Below are 26,380 nucleotides of genomic sequence, written 5' to 3'. Positions count from 1 at the left end.
CGGCTATTCATTTCAACAAAATTCTAATCATGACTACAATCTCTTACACATTCACAGATGAAGCCCCAATGCTGGCTACGCATTCATTTCTTCCTATTGTTAAGGCATTTACTTCAGTTGCAGACATAGAAGTTGAAACCAAAGACATTTCGCTAGCAGGACGTATTCTTGCGGTTATGGGCGATTATTTAAATGATGATCAACGTGTTCCTAATGCACTTGCTGAACTTGGAGAGCTTGCAACAAAGCCAGAAGCAAATATCATTAAATTACCAAACATCTCTGCATCTATCCCTCAATTAAATGAAGCTATTGCAGAACTACAGAAACAAGGATTTGCCATTCCCGATTATCCAGCCGACCCTCAGAATGATGAAGAGAAAAAAGTTAAGGCTTTATACGCTAAGGTGCTAGGTTCCGCTGTAAATCCTGTTCTTCGTGAAGGGAACTCTGATCGCCGTGCTCCTAAAGCGGTCAAAAATTATGCACGTAAAAATCCACACTCTATGGGCGTTTGGGATTCAAATTCTAAGACTCGTGTATTGCACATGAATAAAGGAGATTTCTTTGAATCTGAAAAATCTGTAACTCTTGAAGGTGCTAGTGATTTTGCCATTGTTTTTGTTGGGGCTGATGGCACACGTACTGAATTACGTCCCGTTGCTTCACTTGAGGCTGGAGAGGTTTTAGATTCTTCTGTTATGAGTATGGAAGCGTTAAAAGCTTTCGTGCGTGATGCAAAAGAGCAAGCAGCTCGCGAGGGTGTACTTTTCTCTGCTCATCTTAAAGCAACCATGATGAAGGTTTCAGATCCTATTATTTTTGGGGCAATTGTTGAAGTTTATTTTGCAGATGTGTTTAAGCGTTTTGCAGACGTGTTCGAAGAGCTTGGCATAAATCCAAATAATGGTTTAGGTATGCTGTATGAGCAAATTTCTGGTCATGCTAAAGAGGATGAAATCAAAGAAGCCATCGATGCGGCTGTGTCTGCTGGACCTGATATTGCAATGGTAAATTCAGACAAAGGTATAACAAACCTACATGTCCCAAGCGATGTAATCGTCGATGCTTCTATGCCTGCGATGATCCGTAGTTCTGGAAAAATGTGGAATAAAAATGGAGAGTTGCAAGATACTTTTGCATTGCTTCCAGACCGCAGTTATGCTGAACTTTACAACGTTGTGATTGAAGATTGCAAACGTAATGGTGCTTTTGATCCAACCACAATGGGTTCTGTACCTAACGTTGGATTAATGGCTAAGAAAGCAGAAGAATATGGCTCTCATGATAAAACTTTTCAAGCTTCTGAAGATGGTATGATACAAGCTGTTACCTCTGATGGTTGCGTATTGCTCGAGCAGCAAGTGCATGCGGGTGATATTTATCGCATGTGTCAGACTAAGGATGCACCTATCCGCGACTGGGTAAAATTGGCTGTAAATCGTGCTCGCTTATCTGATACACCTGTTGTGTTTTGGTTAGACGAAGCCCGTGCACATGACCGCGAAATTATTGCCAAAGTGCGTAAATATTTAGCTGAGCACGACACAAACGGATTGCATATCGATGTACTAAATCCCGTGAAGGCTATGGAATTTACTCTTGAGCGCGTACGCAAAGGCGAGGACACCATTTCCGCTACTGGTAATGTTCTTCGAGACTATTTAACTGATTTATTCCCCATTCTTGAGCTTGGCACATCCGCTAAGATGCTTTCGATCGTGCCACTGATGAATGGTGGTGGCTTATTTGAAACTGGTGCTGGTGGGTCTGCTCCAAAACACATCGAGCAGTTTATAGAAGAAGGTTATTTGCGTTGGGATTCTCTAGGAGAATTTTTAGCACTTCAAGCATCTCTAGAGCATATTGCAAATGTGGATAACAATAAGCGTGCGGGAATTCTTGCGGATGCCCTAGACGAGGCAAATGCTCAGTTTCTCAATAACAACCGTTCACCTGGTCGCAAGCTTGGAACTATTGATAATCGTGGCTCTCACTTCTATCTAGCTATGTATTGGGCACAGGCTTTAGCTTCGCAAGAGGAGGATAAGGAGCTCGCTTCCAAATTTAGTGAAGTGGCATCCAAATTGAGTTCTGCTGAGGAGGCGATTAATAAAGAGTTAATCGATGCTCAAGGTAAAGCTCAGGATATCGGTGGCTACTATAAACCCGATAGCGATAAAACAACTTGGGCAATGCGTCCATCTAAAACATTTAATGCAATCGTGGATGCGATTTAAGTCTTTAGATTAAGATATGGCCGTTCTATTTGGACGGTCGCATGGGTGGCATCATTATCTAGTTGTTGGGGTCGTTCTATTTGGACGACCTTAATTATTAGCTGGCTTATACTCAGGTATCCAAACTTGTAATTGTGTACGAACTTCCGCATCAGTTCTCACATCACTTTCTGACACCCATTGTTCAAAAGCCTTAATTAAACCCTCTTTAGTAGGTGCAGGGCGGGCAATGCGTAATTTTCCGTGCGTTGTGGATGATGTATTTTCCTCATCAGCCATAAGTTCTTCATATAATTTTTCGCCAGGTCTCAATCCAGTAAACTCAATTGAAATTTCATCCTCTGAATAACCCGACAACTTAATCATATTTTTAGCTAAATCCACAATCTTAACTGGTTCGCCCATATCAAGTACAAATATTTCACCGCCTCTACCCATTGATGCAGCCTGAATAACAAGCTGTGCCGCTTCAGGAATAGACATAAAGTAACGAGTAATTTCAGGATGGGTTACAGTTACAGGTCCGCCCTTCTCTATTTGAGATTTAAATTTTGGAATAACACTTCCAGTGGATCCAAGGACATTGCCAAAACGAACCATATTAAAAGTAGTAGTATCACCGTGAAATGTCTGCATACGCTCAAGCAGCATCTCGGCAAGGCGTTTTGAAGCACCCATCACATTTGTAGGATTTACAGCTTTATCGGTGGATATCAGAATGAAATTTTTAACACCATTTTCAACTGCAATTTTAGCGACATTATATGTACCAAAACTATTATTACGAACCGCTTCCCATGCGTTATAAACTTCCATTAAAGGCACATGTTTATATGCAGCTGCGTGAAATATTATGTCTGGCTTGTAATTACTAATAATTTCTCTCATGCGTGATGTATTTTTGACGTCGGCAGTGAGAGGGATTACTCTTACGGCTGTGTTCTTAGATGAAAACCATTGATGGATTTCATATAAAGCGAATTCAGAAATTTCAACAAGTACTATGCTTTTCGGATTATATTTAAAAATTTGACGGCAAAGTTCACTCCCTATAGATCCTCCAGCACCAGTTACCAATATAGTTTTATTCTGTATTAATTCAGAGATATTATTTGTATCCAATTGAACAGTATCACGTCCTAGCAAATCCTCAATATTTACAGGACGCATTGCATTTATGGATACGCGCCCACTCATTAAATCCTCTAAATTCGGCACTGTGTATATGCCAGCACCTTCTGCTAATGCAATAGTAGTTACTTTATGCAAAACCTCCCTTGCCGCATAAGGCATAGCAATGATGACATGTTTTACTCCGTAATCTCTCAATGGCTTAGCAAGTTCTGAGGTATTACCAATAACTCTTCTTCCGTTAACTTCAAGACCATGTTTTCTAGGATCATCATCAAGAAAAGCAACTACCTTCCATTGATTAGAGCGATCAAGCTCTCGCATCAAAAGCAAACCAGCATCTCCAGCTCCCAAAATAATTACTGGCTTTGCATTGCTTTGAGGGGCAAAAAAGTTTCTGCGATCGTTTACAGCTCTCCATAAAAATCTAGCACCTCCCATAATACAAACCAATAACAGCGGGTACAGAATATAAATTGATCTAGGTATTAAGGAAGATTCGTGATAAACAAGTGCCCTGTATAAAAGAAGGGTAAGAAGTGAAATACCCGCAACTTGAATAGTCCTGTATATATCGCGTAAGGTAGCAAATACCCATATTCCTCTATGCAACCTCAAAAACCTACAAGCAAAGAAATGAACGACTAAAAGTAGAACTAAAAGATATGAAAATGGATCATACAATTCAATCATTCGATAATCAAAGTTAAAACGCAGAGCATATGCCATAACCCAAGCTACAACAACTGCGAACATATCGAAACTTGTAATTACTAACGAACGTAATCTTAAATTTAGACCCATAAGGATTCTTGATTAAATGCAATAAATAACAAATATTACGATTTTACTAAAGATAAATTTATAATTATACGTTTAAATTTAACCTCAAAAAATGACCAAGAAAATCCGTTACGACATTCAAATTCTTAGGGCTATCGCCGTTGTAGCAGTTATGCTATTTCATATGGATCGGGATTTATTGCCCGCTGGATTTTTAGGGGTTGATATATTTTTCACAATCTCTGGTTTTGTAGTCACCCAAAGTTTATTACATCGTATTCAGTCTACTCAACTAGCTTCACCTCTAGGTTGGAAGGAGAAATTAAGGCTCTTCAGAGACTTTATGTTGAGTAGAGCTAAGAGGATATTGCCTGCCTACTACTTCGTTCTACTTGTGGTTTCAGTTACTGCACTAATTGTTTTTACAGAAACTGATTTCGGCTTTTTTCGTCGTAGTTTGAAAAAAGCTTTGTACTTTAATAGCAACGTATTCTTTCAAAATTTTGGAGATTACTTCGCTCCACAATCTACCGAACTACCACTTCTTCACACATGGTCACTATCGGTAGAAATGAAATTCTACCTACTACTTCCAGCTGTATTACTTATCGCAGGTATATATCGTAGCAAATGGGTTTTGAGTTTGCTTTTTATAGGGTTGGTTGTTTTTATTGAATACCAAACCACAAATAGATATTTTTATTTGTATTCAAGAATTCCTGAGTTTTTAATTGGAGTTGGTATCGCTCTAGCATCCGCATGTAAATTCAATCGAAGTTTACGTATCGTGCTTGTTATTACAGGGTTGGCAGTAGTTATTTGGTCATTCTTTTATATTAAAGAAAGTTCAATTCCAGGTTTATGGATGCTAGTGCCCTGCTTGAGCACAGGTTTGATTATCTGGGCAAATATAGGATTAAGTAAAAATCTTCCAGTTAGAGCTTTAAGTTATGTAGGAGATATATCGTACTCTTTATATTTATGGCACTGGTCGGTTTTAGCCTTTATCAGATACATATCTTCTAACTATGAACTAACTAGCGGTCTTATTCAACTTTACTTCGGTTTATCTATCGGGTTAAGCATACTGTCCTTCCATATTATTGAACAGCCATTTAGAAAGTTTAAATCACAAAAATATCTTTTTATTTACCTTTTAATTTTATTAAGTGTGCTCATCGGTATCCTAAGTATTCTAGGTAAGAAATTTAATAACACACTGGTTAAGCCACTGCCGATTGAGCTTAGAAGATATGCCGATCCTGATACGATATGTCATGCTGGAATTGTTGGTGATTGCATAAAGGGTGATCTGTCTCAGCCACCAATCGCATTAGTAATCGGTGACTCACATGCTGCTCAGTTAAATATCGCTTTTGATTCTCTAGGTAAAAGAAATGGAATGTCTTTCAAAATTCTAACTTCAAGTAATTGCTTACCAATCAAAAACTTTAATGTTGAAAAAATACCTGAATACTCTAGAGAAGAATGCACAAATAAAATTAATTTAGTCGAGTCAAATAATTTCTATGGAATCGATACTTTGATTATTGCAGGAAAATGGACTTATCAGCTTGAGGACACCACTTACAAAGCACTTGATAATTTTCTAAGAGATCACTCAAAAGATAAAAAAATTATTATTTTTACTCAAACACCATTCTTTAAATCCAATACAGAAAGAGTTGATAGATTTTTCAACTTAAGATTAGAGTCTAGAACGAAGTTTCATAATAATAATGAAGAAGCTAATAAAAAACTTATTGAGTTAGTAAAAAATATTGGTAGCCCAAATATACACATAATCGACTTAAGCAAAAGTAAGTTATTTGAAAAGGCTCCACTTTATAACGGAAAACTTATTATTTTTGATGGCAACCATTTAAACGAATATGGTAGCTTTGAATATGGCAAGTTTTTTGAAAAAGATATTTTGAAATATCTAAAAAGGTAAATATGCTTAAGTGGCTTGAGATTATTCTCTATGAACGATTCGGTATACATCTAAAATTGATTGACCGCATCGATAACATTGAGATGCGTCTTGAGGGAAGTCCAAAAAAAATTATATTCAGAAACCTTGACCATACATTTAGAAAATTTGGGCTGGCCAACGACCTACCCCTTAATTATTGGGATCCTTCTTGCGATGCAATGGTTGGGGTTATCGATAATCAACTTCCTATGCCGTCATCTTTGGCATTGCCACAGAGCTTGTATGAAGTTTCTGAAGATACTACCTATATCAACTACGATATCCTCGGCTTAATTTTTTGGATACTAAATCGGCTTGAGGAAATTGGCGATGTGCCACGAGACAGACACGGAAGATTCAAAGACGAGAACTGCCATGCTGTGAGAAATAATTATTATCTAAGACCTATCGTCGATGAGTGGTTAGATTTATTGGGGCAAATCATATCAAGAACTTGGAATGACGCACAATTAAGTCGGCATGAGTTTAAATTATTTTTAAGTCATGATGTAGACCTAGCAAGTAAATATGATTATATAAATTGGCGTAATTTTGCTAAATCATACGCTATTGCGGTTGCGAATGGAGGTTTTAGTTTTAGAGAATTTATCCGTCGCAATCCTCGGTCAAGTAGTGAATTAACTGTGGGCGATCCATTTAATACTTATGATTTTTTAATGGATCAATCGGAGAAACTTGGAATTAAAAGTGCCTTTTACTTTATTTGTGGAGGGCAAAGCATATACGATGCTACATATAAAATAGACAATCCAAAAATTAGGACGTTGCTTAAGCATATACATAATCGTGGTCATGAGATAGGCCTACATGCAAGTTACAAAGCGACAGACATTACAGGAGCCATAAGGGGCGAATTTAAGCTACTTCGAAAAGTTTGCGACGAGCTGGGTATTAAGCAAAATGTTTGGGGTGGCAGAACGCACTATTTGCGGTGGAAGCAACCTAGAACTCTGCAAGAAATTGCTTCTGCAGGATTAGATTACGATTGTTCATTAGGTTATTTACGGCATGTTGGATTTAAGTGTGGAACTGCTTTTGAATACCCTGCTTTTGATGTTGTGGGCGGTGAAATTTTTTCTTTAAGATTACGTGCGTTGCATGTGATGGATTTAAATGTTTGCGATGAAAATGCAAAAAGTAATTTTACGAAGGTGGCTGGATATTCTAAGCTTGTGGGCGGGAAGTTAAATGTTTTGATTCACAATAATAGGCTTAGAACACAAGAAAAAATATTATTCGCTACGAAACTGTAATTGATTTTTAAATCTAAATTATTTACAGCCTCGTAAACAGAGCTAAAAATCGATTATATGTATTACAAATTAAATTAGTCTTCTTCATTAGAAGGTTTGAAGTTTCTTTTATATGCACCAAAATAATGCAATTTTCCTGCAGCTAATAAACCAGAAATAATAAGAGTAATAAAATAGTGAATACTGTAGGCAATAGATAAAACAATTAACAGGTCTTTACCTTCGTAATTCATTAAGTTAGATATAACAAACGCTAAAACTATCAAAAAGAATAAGCTTGCCTGCAAAGTCAAATTAATCTTCTGCCTTCCAGCAGCGACGATTATGATATTTAAAGTCCCAGATATTATGAACAAATAAAAATAAGGAACAAATATTACAATCACATCAGAAAGCCCCTCCCAACCATCACCAAACAAAAAAGGGACCAGATCATCAATAATATAAAAACCGATAATTACAAATGGCAATGGAGATAAAGCAAGCAATATAAAAGTTCTGCTAAATAAATTCCAACAATTTCCAGTTTGTCTCATTTGATCTGCCATAGGTTTTAGCAATGCTTGCGAGAATGATGAAGTTATAACACCTAAGGGTCCAAGAATAACTCTTTGAGACATCATCATAAGCCCTGCTAGAACTGAAGAATATGAAGAGGCTATGATTAAAAGAGGTAGTTGTGTTGCGATTTTGTAAAACAGTGCTGCAGGAACTATATATAGAGGATATCTTTTGAAGTTTACTGCTGACCTAAGTAATAGGCATAATTTAAATTTAAAATTTTTCTTTCTTAAATAAACACTATCCTCATTGTTTAAAAAGCTTTTTAAAAAAATAATAAATACCAAAAACCTTGATATTATGTCAGCTAATACAAGCCCTATGCTTTTAAAAAACAGTCCTAGTCCTAACGAAAATCCAATATTGGTGACTGACTGAGTAACCTTGCACTTACTAATAAGTTTATACCTTAACTTTCGAATCACCCAGTACGTCATTACTTGGTTATAAGCCACAAAAACTGTACCTAATCCTATGAAAAAAACATCTAAAAAAGTGTAATTTACGTTACCAATTAATTTTGGTGAAAATAGATACACAATAGTGGCCAAGATTGCTATAAAGATTGTAATTAGCGTAGATATAAATAAAGGTAGAATAGTCAAAAGAGTAGCACGCCTATCACTTGAAGGCAATGGGATATACTCTTCATAACGGCCTGACACAACATGACCTAATACAGATACTACAGAAAAATAAAAAACATAAATTCCAAAATCAGAAGGAGTATATAGTCTTGTAATGAATGGACTCATTAAAGCAGGGATTAGCTGAGCTATTATCGTCCCAGTCATCAATACGACCACATTTTTATTTAGACTCATTTAAATTTAATCTTTAGTAATTGCCAGTTAATACGGCAACTGGAATTTGACTTAATATTTCGCCATATTTTAATTAGGAAGTTAACAAAACTATGCAGTTAAAAATATTGCAAAATTTAATTCAACAACACAGTAAATGAATTATCTTTGAAAATAATTATGACGTCTTCGATTTTACTTAGAAAAGTAGCAAAATCAGATGAATATAATATCACACACGCTATGTCGGAATTTATAAACACAACGATATGCCACGTTACTTTGGGATTAATTTTGCATCCAAAAAAATAGATTTATTTATGATTATAGGATGTAATGAGTAGAAGACTTAATTCCAATTGACGATTTCACTACCTAAATAAAATCTTAGCTATAGTTTTAATAACTATCCCTATATCTCCAAATAATGTATGGCTTTCGGCATACTTGATATAGTAATTAGCTTTTAAGGGCATTATGAATTCTACGTAGGCCTTTTGAGGGTCATCGTAACTTGATAAAACCTCATTTTCATCAATCATTTCAATAGACGCTAAATCTGTTATACCAGGTCTTACTGATAAAATTTTTTCTCTTATTCCATCGGGATACTTATTCATAAACTCTGGAACTTCTGGTCTCGGTCCTACTAAACTCATATTTCCAAGAAATACGTCTATTAGCTGTGGTAATTCATCTAGTTTATATTTTCTTAGAAATTTACCTACATGCGTTATTCTTTTATCTGAACCTATAGTTATGCTACCGCCAAGTTTTGAAGCGTCTGCAATCATAGTGCGAAATTTATGAATCCTAAATTCCTTACCCTTTAACCCTACTCTAGTTTGTCTAAATATAATAGGTCCCTTTGAATCGAATTTGATCCATACCGATATCAATAAGAACAATGGAGAAAGGATAATTAGTCCAAGAGAGCTTATTAGAATGTCAAAAATTCTTTTAAACATTTAACGAAATATAGATTTAATTGAATCTATAACTCTCATTTGTTGGCTAAAGGTCATCTTAGTATATAAAGGTATAGAAACTTCCCTAGAGTAGAGATCCTCAGCAATAGAAAAGTCACTTGGAATTAACCCATACATATCTCTCCACACTGGATGTCTATGTAGAGGAATAAAGTGAACTGAACATCCTATACCCATTTCAGACATTCTAGATATGAAATCATCTCTAGAAATATTAGAATCTCTATTAATCAATATCGGAAATAAATGAAATGCATGATTACTATCTGTCTGAACAGGAACACTTGGAAGTTCAATAGGTAGCCCTGAGAGTTCATTAAAATAATTATTAGCCAATTCAACTCTTTTCTTATAAAAACAATTTATCTTCTTAAGTTGATGTATTCCAATGGCCGCATTAATGTCTGGCATATTGTATTTAAATCCAGGGGCAATCACCTCATAAAACCAACTAGCTTTGGTATTTGTATATCTGTCAAATGCATCGCGACTAATCCCATGTAATCGCATCACTTTAGCTCTAGAAATAATATCAGGATTTTTAGAAACCAACATACCACCCTCAGCCGTAGTCATGGTTTTATTTGCATAGAAGCTAAAGACAGTAACATCTGAATCTAAAGTTCCAACTAATTTACCCTTATATTTTGTTGGAAATGCATGAGCTGCATCTTCCACTACTTTTAAATTATTATCTCTAGCAATGGTTAGCACACCATCCATATCAGCAGCTTGTCCTGCGAAATGTACTGGAATAATAGCTTTAGATTTGGCATTTATCTTACGCTCAAGATCTTTTAGGCTTATATTAAATGTTTTAGGATCAGAATCAACAAATATTGGTGTAGCCCCCAAATACCTCACTACTTCTGCAGTAGAAGTAAATGTATAAGTGGGTAAAAGAACTTCATCACCAGGACCTACTCCTAATGCTTCTAACCCCAAATGCAAACCTGATGTTGCTGAGTTAACTGAAACCGAACTTACACCACAACCTAAGAAATCAGAAAAGTCCTCTTCAAATTTTTTTGCTTTGGGTCCTGTAGTTATCCATCCAGACTTCAGCGAATCAATCACCTCTTCTATTTCTTCATCGCCTATATCTGGTATGGCAAATGGTATTAAATCAGTTTCAGATAACATAGTAAACTAAAGTGAGTGTAAAATTTTGGCTATTTCTTTTGAAGCATTTCCACTACCATAAAGAGCGAGGGAAGTATCAACTTCATTACCAAAGTTTTCTTTTACAAGATCTATAATCAGATTGTAATCGGCTCCAGCTAATTTATTCACATTATTTTTCAGTAGTTCAACCCACTCAGTTTGGTCACGCAAAGTAACGCAAAATTTACCTAAGATGTATGCTTCCTTCTGTAAACCTCCACTATCGGTAATCACAAGGTTACTTGACTTGATTAAAGACAACATTTCCAAGTATCCAACAGGATCAATAACATTAAGACTTACTTCTAGCCCAAGCTCACCAATAATCTTTTTAGTTCTTGGATGAAGTGCAAGTAAAACTGGAGCTATGTCCCTATTGATGTAATTTAAGGCATTTATAATGGACGTAAGTCGTTGTGGGTCATCGGTATTTTCAGCCCTATGTATTGTACAAAGAATGTAATTTGATTGAATATTACTTATTACAGGTACAGAAGATAATTCAGAAAAGTACTTAACTGAATCACACATAACATCACCAACATTATAAATTTTGCTATCTCTATTTAAAAAACCCTCAGACTTTAGATTATCCACGGCTGTATCAGTCGGACAAAACAAAATATCACTAATTTGATCTGTAAGTATTCTATTTATTTCTTCAGGCATTTTTTTGTTGAAACTTCTAAGACCTGCCTCTATATGATCTACGGGTATATGAAGCTTTGCAGCAGCCAAAGCACCAGCTAAGGTGGAATTAGTATCACCATATACTAGAACTCGATCAGGTTTCTCACTAAGAAGTATTTTTTCGATTTCAGAAAGCATACGACCTGTCATTTCTCCGTGGGAACAACCATTTATATCCAATTTATAATGTGGTTTAGGTATGCCTAACTGATTGAAAAATACTTCAGACATATTGTGATCATAATGCTGACCAGTATGTAAAAGAATTTCATTCAATCCTACTTCTTTCAAAGCTTTGGAAACAACAGAAGCCTTAATAAATTGCGGTCTTGCACCAATAACAGTAAGTATATTCATTTGAATTATTGTGGAGTAATAGAATTATTCTTGGGTTTAAGATTACGAAAGACATGAAGTAATTTTTTTTCTTCATTCTCCCAATTAACTACTTGATTAGCCTTACTGACATTAACTTCAAGGCTATTATAGAGCTTACTCTGTACTAAAAGATTATCAAGAATTTGAGCTGAACCCTTAGGGTCATTTATATCTATTTGAATGCCTATAGAATATTGTTTGATTATCCGATCAACGGTAACTAATTTTGAATTATAGGCAATTGGTATTCCAGCACAAATAAATTCAAACAATTTATTTGGGGTACAGAATTTTGTATTTAAATCACAGGGTTCATAAGGAATAATTCCAATTTTCGCTGAAGAAGTATAGGAGATGAGTTCCTTTTGAGAAATCTTTGGAATAAAGAATACTTTTTTATTCAAAACATTTAAATCAGAAGCAAGTTTTCTTAATTTAGACTCTAAATCGCCCCAGCCCAACATTACTAATAACGAATTTTCTAAGTGAGTAGCCATATTCACTAGATTTTCAAGTTTTCTGTTTCCTATGAAACCTCCTTGATAAAGTATTAAAGGTACATCCCTCGAAACTCCAATAAGATCGTGCAAATATTTTTTTTCATTTAAACAATCCTTAGTAGCATTCAAAATGATTTCACTTTCAACTTGACCGTATCTCTCGAAAAATAAGTTACGAATGTCTTCATTTACGGTAATCAATAAATCTACTTTAGGAAATATGTCTGTTTCCAATTTTCCAAGACACTCTTTTTGTTTTTCAGTAAGAATTTTCTGACCAAGAAAGAATTCGTGAGCATCGTAAACAAAAGAACCTCCATTTTTATCTATGCATGATTCAACAATAGGAAGTGTTATAAGGTCTACTGCAACATATATGTCTGCTTTGATACTAGTTGCTTTATTTTTCATTTCCTCCAAATATGGTATATAACCATCACTCGTAAACAAAGATCTATAAAGAGATTTGATAAAGTTAAATAATTTATTTGGTAAATATTTTCTTAATATATCCTTAATAAAGACTGGCGAACTTACCGTGTTAAAAGGATTTTTCTCAATTAAATTTATAACTTTTATGTGCTCATAGCCTTCCTCTACATTCGCATATGGAGTAAGGATATTTACGTCGTAACCTGATTTTTCCAGACTATCAGAGATTAAATATATTCTTCTATCAATGTTAGGAGAATCATAGGTAATTATTAAAATTTTTTTCATTTGTCTATAAACTTCCTATGCCATAGTTCAAGATTAATGACCCCCCATAGAGACCTTCCAAATTGACTACTTCCATCAATTAATTTAAGTAACTCATCCTTTTGATATAACCCTCTTTCAATTGTTCTTCTATCTGAGAGTAAATCTTTAACCCATTTATTTAGGCTTGTTTTAAACCAAAGATTTGTTGGAGTAGGAAATCCTTTTTTATCCTTTCTTTCGATAATGCTATCAGGGATAATATTTTTAAAAATTCGTTTTGGTAAATATTTATTAATACCATCCTTAAATTTAATATGAACGGGAACTGTAGCAGCAAACTCAATTATTCTATGATCCAACAGTGGAACTCTGGATTCTATACCATTCACCATGCTAGTTCTATCCTCAACATGCAATAAAGAAGGCAAGAACGTCTTCATATCGAAATAACTCATTTTGTTAGCAATAGAGGTATCATATTTAGAGAAAATTTTGTCAAATTTTTCAAACAAGTCATACCCTGATACCAAGAATTCCTTTGAGAAAATAGATTCATTAGATGAGAATCTATCACTTAGACGGAAGTATCTTTTAGAATCACTACCGAACAACCCTTTAGCAAAGAAATCTTGCATCAGTGGTTGATATCCATTGAGCTGGTAAAGATTAGGTGTCATAGAGTTTAAAACCCTCTGATAATAATCTCCCTTAGATTCTATATTTCTTTTAAGCATTTTTTCGTAATAAGCCAAGAAATATCTTGTATAGCCCAAGAATGTTTCATCTCCACCTTGCCCTCCAAGAACTACTTTAACTTTTTTACTTGCGTACTTGGCAACCATGTATTGAGAAAAAACGCCAGGTCCAGCTTGAGGTTCATCCATATACCAAATTATGTCATCGATGTGTTCAAGAAAATCTGAATCTTTAATGATAATTTCGTTGTATTCACTATGGATGAGCTCAGATACTTCTTTTGCATATTTAGTTTCGTCGTAATCGGCTCCTTCCAAAAACCTTCCAGTGAAAGTTTTAAGCTTAAAACTTTCCCCCAATCTAAGAGCATTCATTGCAGCTACTGCGGAGGAATCAATTCCACCACTTAAGTGGCTACCCAAAGGAACATCTGCCCTTAACCTCATACTTATAGAATCGTTAATTAATGCTTTAAGATTATCTACATAGAAATCTTCAGAATGTTCTTCTTGAATTTTGGTATGGATTATGTCCCAATACTCATTAATTTCCAGTTGAAAACTATCCTCATTCAAACAAAAATAGTGTCCAGGTTTAATCTTAAAAATATTATTAAACAACGTATTATCTTCTAGATAATATTGAAAAGTTAAATACTCGTGAAGGCTATAATAATTGAGTTCAGGTGAGACTAATTTTGAAGCAAGAATGGCTTTTATTTCAGAAGCAAAAATAAAATTATTTTTGTCCTTAAAGTAGTAAAGAGGCTTTTCCCCCAATCTATCTCTAGCTCCGAATAGCTTGCGATTTTTTTTATCATGAATGACAAACGCAAACATACCATTGAATTTATCAAGGCATCTAATTCCCCATTCTTTATAAGCATACAGAAGTACTTCGGTATCACTATAACTTTTTAAAGGATAACCGAGATTTATAAGTTCACGCCTAAGTTCAATATAGTTATATATTGCTCCATTAAAGGTAACAACCAAATCATTGTCATGAGTACTCATTGGTTGTTGTCCATTTTGGGGGTCAATAATTGCTAGTCTTTTATGAGCAAGACATAAGCTGGAATCTTCTGAATAATAAAACCCCTCACCATCTGGACCCCTATGAGCGATGGTTTCAGCCATATTTCTAATTAGTTGTTTGTCAATCTTAGTATTCTTGCTTTTCCAGCCTAAAATTCCACACATGTCTATTTACCGATTACTTTTAGTTCTCTCATTAACAACCTGTTTTGACCTTGATATTTTTTCAAATCGATTACGATTTTATTTACCACACCACCAATTTCTATAGCTGTGTGATACTTATCATTTTTCAGGTTTTTAGTGGAAATAAGTTTTTCATCTTCATATAAACTTACGTCAAATTCAGATGCATAATTAGATTCACTCTCCCAAATTATGTTAACGGTACCAACATATCGTTTTTCAGGAATTTGAATAACTAATTGGTGTGGAAATTCTTGATTTTCTATTGCAGCAATATAATTTGAATTAGGATCGCCATCCACAGCATTTTTTAACTCGCTTCCTTGGTAAAACTTAAGATTACTTGTTAGCGTAAAGTTATTTATTTCCATACTATCACTCCTTTTATCGATGAATATTGGACTAGATTTATTGTCGTATTGATCAAGGTAATATTGCCACCTTTCAGCTACTTGCTTAAGCTCAACACTGTTAGATTTTTTTGCTATCTCAGAAATTTGTTCCAGATGATATTTATGGTAATCTTTGCCCATAAACCAACCTAAATCGTTAGATCTGATAGGGATGAGATATTTTTTCCATTCACCTGAGTTTTTAGTGTTCCAATTGCCATATCTGAGAGGAAGACTTTCAATGAAATTTCCCTCTCTAGACGATCTGATATTAATTACAAAGTTACCGATACCAACATCCTTATATTTAATACTCATGATATAAGGTGTTATGTCCCAAAAATCTATGAAATCTCTGTCAGGAAGACTTAGCCAGAAAAAAGTATTTTGTATTGAGCCTCCGCTGACAGGCTTACTGCGTACCATATGTCCATTTTTAAATGATCTCACAGAAAACCCATCCACCTTCTGATTCTCGGTCCATTCAATACCATTTATTCTGTTGTTGCCATCAAAATCTTTTTTACTACCTACGTCTATACATGTTTTATTCAAACTTAATGTACTTATTAAACAAATTTCATCAATGATTGGTGCTGTCTTACCCGCAAGCCAGTCTATTTGAAACATCAACTCTTTTTTTGGATTTTGATCATATAAACTCCAGTAGCCGTTATCGAATTTGAATATTTTTTCTTCGAGAGATTGAAGACCTCTTTTCGTTATTTCTTCAGCATCCTGACCAAGGACTGACTTATTTCCTAAAAGAACATTCAGACTAATTAGATGGGCATTGAGAATATGAGATTTATTTGGCACCTCTTCGAACCAAACATCATTACTTTTATCAATGGAAGAAACACCATTTGAAGCAATATCATATTTGTAAGCATTAGCAGCTTTTCTAGCAAAGTCGAGTGAATTATTTTGTATAAAAGCCTCTAAAACATAAGCCTGACCAAATGCTGAATTCCATTTAGGATTTTGAACTAAATCGTTGTAAGCATTACGGAAATCAAATGGCCAGCTTATCGAATCCTTATAGGACTTACCATTAAGTTGAAGCCAATTCAAAGCATTAGATTTATTAATTTTTTCTTGATCTTCTAGAGAAATCCAGTCATATTTATTGTAGTATTTCCCTAATTTTGACTTAAGCTCAGATTCAGTTTTAAGCATGTGTTTATGCACATCAAAAAACTTTCCATTAGCCTGTAGTGAAACCATGTAAGGTGATAATGACTGTTCACTCACAGGAGATTTGAAATCATATTCGCCATTTATAAATTTAGTTCCGTTAACCCCAAAATGCATAGCAACTACATTGTTACTTGTTAAGGAGAGGATGGGTAGTACTGGAGTTTGTGGAGGCAACACTAACTTAGGGTAATGTACCAAATTGGCTTTATCGAAATTTTCAGAATTATAGTAGGCTCTAGCAGTTATAGCCCAGGATTTAATCCTCTTATCCTGAGTAATATCTAATAGCTTATTAAGATATAAATAATGCAATTTCGAATAAGTATTTCCAACTGGATATCCAAGATCAGACTGGTCAATTTTGACTTGTAAACTTCTTTTAAGTCCACTACCAGTTAGTAAAAATATTCCTCCATCTACATCTTTGAATTTTATCTTAGGAGATATAGATCTTCTTTGCAAAACCAAGTTGCCCTTCTTGCTATCCAGATAATCTATTTTTAAATAAAATTTATTTGTATTTGATTTAGGGAAATTTATATTTATAAACGAAAAAGGGGAACTTAGCTTATCAGATGAAAGTTCACTATTGAAATCCTCAGGAATTGAAGTCTTGTTTGATCTGTAGCTAAGTTTTTCTGAAGTTTTGTCTATTAGCCAGTCAGTTCCACTTATAAAAACAGGTTTAGAAACATCGAAATCATCACTATCTCCTATATCAGAATAAACAAGAAGTTTTTGATTTTCATCCAAAATAGAAATTGACTCAATGGGAACTTCTGGAGTAGAAAATCCATATGGGTTTGTGATTCTAAATAACTGATGATAGTTTGGGTTTAAATCATATTTAAGCCAAGATCCTGTATCAAATTTTGGAAGCCATTTTAATAAAGTTATTAACCCTCTATCGAAAAAATCCTTATAAATTGGATCTTTGGTTACCTCATATAATTCATTGATTGCTATCAGGCTACGTAAATGTGCATTAAGAATATGAGTGGGCTTTTCTTTTAATGGTATTTCTTCAAACCAAATATCATTGCCATCATGAAATAATAATCCTCCATCTGATAGCGGAACGGTGAGCGGCTTAACAGCTTTTTTTGCAAGTTCAAGATACTTATCTTGTTTAGTTAGTTTATAGGCTGCAACAAACACTTCAACGCCGATTGCTTGAGCAAAAGAACTTACCCAAGGGGCATGTATAGTGACATTGTTATAAGAATTATCAAAGCTATATAACCAATAATAATTTCCATTTTGAATTTTGAGTTTTTCTTCTAATACCTTCACTAAATGCAAAAATAATTTATTATTAGGATCAACTTTTTTAGGGTAATAACTTTCCATTCCCGCATACTGCAGTGCATATATACCAGTCCATGCTGGATGAAACACCTCACCTACGCCCTCTATATCTAGATATGGAACTCCTTCCTTGATAACAAATTTTGCATTGTTTACATCAGTTTGATTAGGTATAGAATCAGTGATGTCTCCTTGGTTTAAAGTGTTGGAAGGATCCTCAACATTGGTTAATTTGATTTCCTTCAAAGAGAGATACTTCATAAACTCTGTTGACTCTTGATTTGCAACGGTTATATCGCAAGTATCACCACCAGATTTGAAATTGATATCTAAACTTTTAGAAGGATGACTAGATATGAATTCGATTTCATTATTATGAACATCGCATCCTGATGCAGAAACTTTGAATTTTATACGGTCTAAGTTTTTATGACCTCCAATAAAATTTGGAATAAGAGACAGTCTATATTCGGTATTTTTGTTTAAACTCTCAAGCTTGTATATATGATTTGCGTTAGCTCCGCCAACACCTATAAATGAAGCTCCTTGTGCTTTTAAAGCAAAATCCTTCTTCTCTATTTTAGGTCTAGAAATAGGATTCAATTTTATGGGGAAAAACATTTTGTTTTCGAAGGACAAAGGTCCAGCTGGATTGGCAGTATGATAAATTTCTCTGCTTGCAAATTTCCTTTGAATCTCAACAGTTTTATAGTACCTAGATTGATTATTAATAATAAGAGTTGCTGGTTTGTTTGACTTAATCTCTTCAAAACTTAATACATTAGGGTTAATTACGTTAGACGGATCATCAGTAAAATAAGCACTAAAAGTAGTATCATATAAATGCCATTTGTTATCATAATAAACTTCTGACACTGTATGACCCAATTCATTTGTTGGATAGTTGTATAAATTTATTATCCTAGCCTTAAATCCATTTGCAGCCATCAATGCATTAAAAACATTAGTGAAGGTTCCACAAGCTCCTATCTTCTCCTCAACAACAAATTTCGGATGAGCTCCTCCTTTGGGATACCCAATATCAAAATCAGACATGAATTTCAAAAAAATCATAGCCATTTGATGAGGGGTTAACTGTATGTTCTTTTCTTTATAACCTTTCAAGATTTCATCTGAAAGCTTTGACCAATAGTCTGTTAATTCAATATTCCAAACATACAATGGATTATTTTTATCAGTACTAGACATTAGTACAGTTTCGCCCGAGACTGTAGAAGTAGTTTGCCCTAAAGCATTAATGTTTAGGGATGAAAAAAGAATAAATAATATAAATTTTCTCATAATGATATTAAGATCCACTTCTCACACAGATAGGAGATTTTGTATGTCTAAGGTCGACTACTGGATTTAAAAACTTTTACCTGTTTTAGAACTAAGTATTTTATGTTTTCAAAATTTTCAATGTTTTCTATAACAATTTCGCATGATGACCCATTTACTAAAAACTCGATATCCAAATTGGTGTTCGGAGATGATTTTAAGTAAGTCAACTCCTCCGTATGCAACCTACAGTTTGGAGAAGAAACTTTATATCTTATACTTTTACCTATTCCAGCTAAAAAATTAGGAATAAGGGATAATGTATAAGTTTCGCCTTTATTAAGATTAGAAATCATATATTTATGATTTATATTCCCTCCCCCAAACCCAAGCATCGAAATATTCTGGTACTTAGGACCAAATTCGGAGTTATCAATCACAGATTTTTTTTTGAAATCAATGAAAAATGGGAAAAATAATTTATTTTCAAAAGTTAAGGGACCAGCAGGATTAGCATTAAGGTAGATTTCTCTATTAGCAAATCTATCACCTTTCATATAATATCTAGGAATATTGTGCAAAACCATATCTGATGGTGTGTTATTTTTAATCTCTTCAAAGCTTAATACTGGAGGATTTACGAGATTCGAAGGTTCATTTGTGAAGTAAAGATTGTATGTAGGATCATACATGTGCCATTTATTATCATAATAAACCTCAGCAACTACATGGCCATTATCTTTTGGAAAGTTATAAAGTCCTACAGTTCTAGAAGGTATTCCATTTGCAGCCATAAGTGAAATGAAAACTTTTGTAAACGACCCACAAGCCCCTATTCTCTCTTGAACTGAATATCTAGGGTCCGAACCTCCTTTAACCACCCCTATCTTGAACCCCCCGATAAAATCCATAAAAACAACTGCCATTTGATGAGGAGTTAACTGTATATTTCTATCTTTATAAATTTTTAATATGTCATCTGAAAGCTTAGACCAATAGTCAGTTAGATCCATATTCCATATATTTAATGGATTATTCTTATCATTTGCTTTCATTAAGATTTTTTCTGCAGGATTAGAATTATCATTAGCCCAAGAACTCTGTGAAATTAGAAAACAACTCAATATTAAAAAAATGAATTTTTTCATAAAATAATTCCATTAATAAAGGAGGTAAATTTACTTTCCTCTTCATTCCAATTAAATTTGGTCCTTGCTACCTTCAAGTTTTCTGAATAATCGTATCCTGACTTGAAAAACTCAGTAATCAAATTTGCAATATCTACTTCATCATTAATTGGTCTTGTTATTCCAATTTTTTGATTAACTATGAACCTGTTAAGTTCAGGAGAATCATTGGCAATTATAGGTATACCAGCTTGTATAAATTCAAATAGTTTATTTGGAGTACAGTAATAACTATTTAAATCAGTGTGAGGATAAGGTATTATACCCACATCAGCAGAGGCCGAATATTCAAGCAGTACAGATTGATCAACAGCGGGATAAAAGAATACTGTCTTGTTTAATGTACCCTCATTTTTAGCCAAACTCATAAGTTTTTCACCATACTCTCCAAAACCCATGAGCACCAATACCACATCCTCAAGTGGAATATGGTTAGCAGATTTGACTAGGAGTTCAAGATTTCTGTTTTGGGAAAAACCTCCTTGGAATAAAACTATTTTTTGATTTGGCTTGATGGGCAAAGCATCTCTAAAATGGTTATAACTTACATCAATATCGAAATTAGCTGGAGGATTCAATGCATTGAGAATTACTTTAGGTTTTTGTATTCCGTAACGAGCAGACATCTCTTCAGCAATACTTTCATTTACAGTTATAGTTAAATTAGGAAATTTAATAAAATGAGCTTCAACCTGAGAATAAAAATTTCTAGTTTCTTCCGAAAACATACTTTGTTCAGGATAAAGTTCATGGGCATCATAAATTAATGGAATGCCTTTGATTTTTGAAACATATACTGCAGCGGGCAGAAGTGGAAGATCACAACACATGATGTAATCAGCATCTTCTAACAAAGCAGCATTTAAATAGTGCGGATGGAGCCAGTAAAAATCCTCTAAATTTAAATAAGACCCATCCCTCCAATCATCTGGTTTAAGAATATATTTGTCAGATTTAACAGGGTCAACTCTCTTAACTTTAAGCCTATCTGTAACAAAATTATCTTCATCTTGCAAAGCTGCAATGATGGTACATCTAATATTTTTATTGTCAATCAGACTTTGACACATTTGAACTGTTCTTCTATCGACATGTACATCAGGAGTAATAACAACCAAATGTTTTAGAGAAGGTTGACTATGTAGACTTATTAATTCTTTTGTATCTCCATTTATAGTAGGAAGGTTAATACTCTTTTGTGCTTTACGGTTAGGTTTAAACCTTCTCATAAAGTGAGTAAAAGGGTTTCTTAGAGCTTTTACTAAACGCTCATGAGAATTGGAGACATTGTATAAACCTGCTTTGATTTGATAGATTTCTTGATCTACTTTATCGAATAAGTGTTTTTCGAAGGCAGTTAGCTTTTGATCTTCTGAAAAAATTTCTTCTTTTAATTCAGTATACTTATCTTCAAATTGTTTTAATTCATTCAAATGCTGATTTTGCAATTCATTAAAACTTTCATGCACTAATTTAAAATAATCATGACTAGATTTATATACTTCACCAAAAAGATTTTCATGGAGTGCTTCCACTTTGATTTCTAAAGAATTCAATAATGAATCCGAAAGGTTTCTTAACTCATATAATTGACCTTCCTGATTTTCATGAAATTCTTCAACTTTGATTTCTATCGAATCCAATAAGGAACTTGAAAGAGTTTTAAACTCATTAAGTTTAACTTCTCGATTATCCTGAAACTCTTCAACTTTGCTATCTAATGAATCTAATAAAGAATTGGAAAAACTTTTAAACTCATTAAATTGAACATCTCTATTTGCTTGATACTCTTCAACTTTAGTTTCTATTGAATCCAATAACAAATTCGAAAAGTTTTTAAACTCATTAAAACGATCTTCTTGGAATTCTCTTGTTAATTTATCATTTAAAAATGGAACATGTCCTTGAGATTGAGATGATTTTCCATTAAAAAACTCAAAAGTATTATCTAGATTTAGAAAAAAACACTTGTTAGACTTATCAAAGATACAATCCTCTTTTTCTAGCAAAAGAAACTGTCCATCACTAAGGTTTAAACCCAATGGTTCATAGTGAGTATAGTCAATTCCTAGAAAATTCCTTCTCTCAATAGGATTTAGATTTAATTTACCAAAATGCTTATCAGAAAATATCTCTTTAAGAGAAGTCTTAAAATTTATAGATTCCGAGCTACTAATAACTTCAAATAAATAACCTTCATTTGGAGGTGTAACCTCAGGCAACTCAAAAGAAGCAGTTCCTAAATTTAGAGAATTGCTAAGACTTATAGAACCAATATTTATAAAGCTATTCTTAAGATCATACACATTAATTGATAACTCAGCCTCAATGTTATCTAAATAATTTATATATAATTTTCTTAAATTTGTTTTATAAGGAAGACAAAAGACTAAACGATTTTTTTCGGCACTATCGCTGTTATTAAGAATATAAGAGAACTGAGGATAGTGTTCGGTATTATTTTTTAAAAATATATTTTTCTCAGTTAAGATACATTGACGATTAACATAATAAATATCTTCATAGTTATTTTTAGTCAATATTGCCCTGTCTTCCAAAGAGTCAAAATCACACAAAGTTTTTTTATGTTCTATGGTTGATAACAATAAAATGAACTCTGTTGAAAGGTTATAAAAGCCATTTAAGTAAGGGTTTGTTTCTTCGTCGATATCCTTGTTATCCTCAATGAGTGAAAATTGAGAAGTACCACAAAGTGGACAAACAGCATTCTCCCAATGTTTATACCCACGACCAGATGTCCTAGCTTGTTTATATTTCAACTCAGGTTCAGATGACCATTTTTCTCCGAAGAAGCTAAAGTAAATTGGGGCAAAATCATCCCTAAAATTTGAAATTGTGTCTCTTAGATTTAAGGATCTAATATGCCAATTCATGTGAAATACAGTGTCACACGAATAACATTTAGATTGGTTCGCTGTTAAATCTTCCGCATTTGGAGAAATGATAAGAATATACTTTTTGGAAACTCTTTTAAATTCCTTTATGGTTTTTTCAAAAACTTCTTCTGACAAATGCTCTAAAACATCAGCACATATAATTAAATCAAAAGCATTATCTTCAAATGGAATGCTGTCTAAACTACCTTCTACGGTTTTGTTAGTGACATATTTCAATGCCTCTGGACTTCTGTCCATTCCCGTAATATCATAGCCATTCAAATAATTAGAAATAGCTCCATTACCACAACCAGCATCTAAAATTGTCTTGACATCGCTAGGAATAAATTTTTTAACAATTTCAATTCTTTCAATTTCTTGAGAAGTCAGGTCCCTTTTCCATAGCCCCTCTTGATCATAATATCTGTTATGACTCATTATTTATCCCTATATGTAACTGAAAAGTCCTGGCTAACCAATCCTAAATCCATATTTATTCCAAATGGTTGTTCAATTTTGAACTTATATTTCCTGTCATGTAAGCAATAGGTCTTTTGTTCAACAGGATTGGACAAATCAACATCATGAAAAACACCAACAGAAATTAGATACTCACCTCTACCTATCCTAATTTTATCTAGCTTGAAATCAACAAAACCGTTTTTAGGCATTTGACCCTTGGTATACCCTCTAAACTTATCTATTAATTGAGTAACAATTTCACCATCAGGCTTATAAATTGCAATAACAAAAACAGGATTACTAATACTTTCAAAACAATTGAAACTTATGCGAAAAGACATAGTTTCTTCCATAGTAAAAACGTATTTTTGTTTTTCTTCTGCATCAATAGTCTGAAAATCTGTGATTATTAATTCACCTGTACCATATACGTCATTCGGAGCCTCATCCTCAACAACATCAGATTCTTCTTCATGGGTTTTAATTTCAGGTGATGCCTCAATTAATAGCGGATCAATTAAAAATATAGATTCAGAGCAAATCCAAGATTCTGAATCATGTGATTTAAAAGTTGCTAATGTTCTGAAGGAATTTTTACCACTATCAAAAACGTCAAAAGATATGTCATCCTCAAACTTATCAAAATACTCAATAGAAAAGGAAAAATCCCTTAATTTTGCTGAAAGAGGAATCTTGAATATACCAACCGCATGAACATACTCTCCACCCTGATCCTTAAACTCCCTAAACCAGATTCCATCAGAATTTTTACTGCCAGACCAATTTATTTTTTTATCAGTTATTAAATAGCCATCCTGCTCTGGAGAGTTATCCATAGAGTCCCCAACCAAAATTTCATGATATAGCTTACCTTTAAAATACAAATTGATTTTGGCAATACGAAAACCTTGAGTTTTAGGAGCAGTGCCATTTGAGGTTATAAACCTAAAAAGTATCTGTTGTGAATTTTCTGCATTCTCAATTTTGACCCCTGAATTCTGAGATTGCAATCTCAATTCCTCTCGACGCCTTACATCAAGACTATATGATTTAATAACATCAAGAGTATTTCCATCTTCTCTTATTTTTCCTTTATCAATCCATATACATCTATCACATATTTTTTGTACAGCTGACAAATCATGAGATACAAATATAACTGTAGCACCACTATTGGTGAGGCTATTCATTCTAGCAAGTGCCTTAGAATTGAAGTATGCATCACCAGCTCCCAATATTTCATCAATAATCAAAACCTCGGGTTCAATAGCAGTTGCAACTGTAAATGCAAGCCTTGTATACATTCCAGCAGAATATGTTTTAAGCGGTTGGTCTATAAAATCTTCAAGCTCAGTGAATTCAATTATTTCTTTTTCTAATTCTTTAGCCTTTCCGCCAGTTATACCTTGAAAAGCCAAAGAGGATCTAATGTTTTGTCTTCCTGTAAATTCTGGGTGAAATCCTGTTCCTAAAACAAACAAGGCATTAACCTTACCATTTACTTTTATACTCCCTTCAGTTGGCTTAAGATTATCGGATACCATACTTAAAAGAGTTGTCTTTCCTGCACCATTTCTACCGATTACACCAACTTTCTCACCTTTTTTGATGATGAGATTTATGTTTTTAAGAGGCCAAAACTCTTCATAATTTTTGGAAAAATTCAATCCAAATAAATCCAATATTTTTGAGGCATTATTTTTGTATTTCTTGAACATCTTAGAGACGTTCCTAACCTCTATGGCATTAACTTCATTATTAAATGTAATCACTAAATACACCCTTTAATTTAATAAAAAAGTAATATCCAATTATGAAAGTTACCAGTGCTATGGCAGCAAATATTCCTAACAACTTATAATCTATTGAGTTGAACATAAAGATTTTTTGATATAGCACTATCAAGTAATAAAGCGGATTAACATAAAGGACAGACTTCAATTCTTGGGGAATCATGTCCTCTGTATATGCAATTGGACTAATCATCATAAGCATAAGCACCACTAAACTTATGATTTGACCTAAATCTCTAAAAAATACATTTAAAGCTGAAATTATCCAAGTCACCCCTATGGTAAATAAAATTTGAAGCAAAATTACTAGAGGTAAATAAAAGTAATAATATCCAACCTTATGAAAGTAAATCATTACCCCTAACAACATTAAAAATCCAACTAACAAAATAACTTTAGAGGATAAAACTACATTTACAGGAATTAGTTCGATAGGGAAAAGAGTGTTTTTAATCAAGGAAGAATTGGATGTTACCGCACCAACTCCACGGCTTAACGACTCTGCAAAACTTAAAAAAGGGATTAAGCCACAAAAAATAAGCATCACATACTCATAAGGTGACATGATTGCTAGACGGATTTTAAACACCATTAGGTATATAAAAGCATACATTGCCAAAAAAAGTACTGGATAGATAACTAACCAAAACACACCTAAAATGGAACCTGCATTTCTAGATTGAAGCTCCCTAAGCGTTGTATTAAAAATAATTCTTCTGTGTTTGAAAATTTCTATAAATGGCCTAAGCAT

Annotated in this window: 15 protein-coding genes; 3 read left to right on the top strand and 12 right to left on the bottom strand. The window is 33.7% G+C overall.

What is annotated here, in order from left to right:
* Positions 1–29 precede the first annotated feature (29 nt).
* A complete protein-coding gene (locus tag KUI_RS02095) occupies positions 30–2,240 on the top strand; it encodes an NADP-dependent isocitrate dehydrogenase (protein ID WP_014840198.1) in 2,211 nt (736 codons plus the stop codon).
* A 90-nt stretch (positions 2,241–2,330) separates the two neighbouring features.
* Here the strand turns inward: KUI_RS02095 and KUI_RS02090 are convergent, their stop codons facing one another.
* On the bottom strand, positions 2,331–4,175 hold the full coding sequence (locus tag KUI_RS02090) for a polysaccharide biosynthesis protein (RefSeq protein ID WP_014840197.1): 1,845 nt from the start codon (positions 4,173–4,175) through the stop codon (positions 2,331–2,333).
* A gap of 91 nt (positions 4,176–4,266) precedes the next feature.
* On the opposite strand from KUI_RS02090, the gene KUI_RS02085 reads away from it, so the two are divergent.
* Together KUI_RS02085 and KUI_RS02080 are read left to right on the top strand one after the other, a co-directional pair.
* Positions 4,267–6,108, top strand: coding sequence for an acyltransferase family protein (locus KUI_RS02085; RefSeq protein ID WP_014840196.1), 1,842 nt, complete (start codon positions 4,267–4,269; stop codon positions 6,106–6,108).
* A gap of 2 nt (positions 6,109–6,110) precedes the next feature.
* Positions 6,111–7,403 (top strand): polysaccharide deacetylase family protein, encoded by a 1,293-nt coding sequence (locus KUI_RS02080; protein WP_014840195.1) that lies wholly within the window; start codon positions 6,111–6,113, stop codon positions 7,401–7,403.
* A 74-nt stretch (positions 7,404–7,477) separates the two neighbouring features.
* On the opposite strand, the gene KUI_RS02075 is transcribed toward KUI_RS02080, so the two are convergent.
* The 11 genes from KUI_RS02075 to KUI_RS02025 all read right to left on the bottom strand — a co-directional run bounded on the left by KUI_RS02075 (position 7,478) and on the right by KUI_RS02025 (position 26,380).
* Positions 7,478–8,788, bottom strand: coding sequence for a lipopolysaccharide biosynthesis protein (locus tag KUI_RS02075; RefSeq protein ID WP_014840194.1), 1,311 nt, complete (start codon positions 8,786–8,788; stop codon positions 7,478–7,480).
* A 350-nt stretch (positions 8,789–9,138) separates the two neighbouring features.
* Positions 9,139–9,735, bottom strand: a complete 597-nt coding sequence (locus KUI_RS02070; protein ID WP_014840193.1) for a sugar transferase — start codon at positions 9,733–9,735, stop codon at positions 9,139–9,141.
* Positions 9,736–10,899 carry a DegT/DnrJ/EryC1/StrS family aminotransferase gene (locus KUI_RS02065; protein ID WP_013522178.1) on the bottom strand — a complete coding sequence of 388 codons (1,164 nt, stop codon included), beginning with the start codon at positions 10,897–10,899 and terminating at the stop codon, positions 9,736–9,738.
* Between the two features lie 6 nt (positions 10,900–10,905).
* The gene (wecB, locus tag KUI_RS02060; protein WP_013522177.1) at positions 10,906–11,967 is read right to left on the bottom strand and encodes a non-hydrolyzing UDP-N-acetylglucosamine 2-epimerase; all 1,062 of its coding nucleotides are present in this window, start codon (positions 11,965–11,967) and stop codon (positions 10,906–10,908) included.
* Positions 11,968–11,972: 5 nt separating this feature from the next.
* Positions 11,973–13,208: a glycosyltransferase gene (locus KUI_RS02055; RefSeq protein WP_013522176.1), complete on the bottom strand. Its 1,236-nt coding sequence runs from the start codon at positions 13,206–13,208 to the stop codon at positions 11,973–11,975.
* A complete protein-coding gene (asnB, locus tag KUI_RS02050; RefSeq protein ID WP_014840192.1) occupies positions 13,205–15,088 on the bottom strand; it encodes an asparagine synthase (glutamine-hydrolyzing) in 1,884 nt (627 codons plus the stop codon). The genes KUI_RS02055 and asnB overlap by 4 nt, the downstream gene beginning before the upstream one ends.
* A gap of 2 nt (positions 15,089–15,090) precedes the next feature.
* Positions 15,091–19,311, bottom strand: a complete 4,221-nt coding sequence (locus KUI_RS02045) for a D-glucuronyl C5-epimerase family protein (protein ID WP_014840191.1) — start codon at positions 19,309–19,311, stop codon at positions 15,091–15,093.
* A gap of 47 nt (positions 19,312–19,358) precedes the next feature.
* Positions 19,359–20,438, bottom strand: coding sequence for a transglutaminase domain-containing protein (locus KUI_RS02040; protein WP_014840190.1), 1,080 nt, complete (start codon positions 20,436–20,438; stop codon positions 19,359–19,361).
* A complete protein-coding gene (locus KUI_RS02035; protein WP_013522172.1) occupies positions 20,435–23,812 on the bottom strand; it encodes a methyltransferase domain-containing protein in 3,378 nt (1,125 codons plus the stop codon). The genes KUI_RS02040 and KUI_RS02035 overlap by 4 nt, the downstream gene beginning before the upstream one ends.
* Positions 23,812–25,608 (bottom strand): ABC transporter ATP-binding protein, encoded by a 1,797-nt coding sequence (locus KUI_RS02030; protein ID WP_014840189.1) that lies wholly within the window; start codon positions 25,606–25,608, stop codon positions 23,812–23,814. Before KUI_RS02030 ends, KUI_RS02035 begins: the two co-directional genes overlap by 1 nt.
* Entirely contained in the window at positions 25,595–26,380 is a 786-nt protein-coding gene (locus KUI_RS02025) for an ABC transporter permease (RefSeq protein ID WP_013522170.1), read from the bottom strand. Before KUI_RS02025 ends, KUI_RS02030 begins: the two co-directional genes overlap by 14 nt.

It is taken from the genome of Taylorella equigenitalis ATCC 35865 (assembly GCF_000276685.1).
GTDB lineage: Bacteria > Pseudomonadota > Gammaproteobacteria > Burkholderiales > Burkholderiaceae_B > Taylorella > Taylorella equigenitalis.
This window is presented reverse-complemented; position numbering and strand designations above follow the sequence as displayed.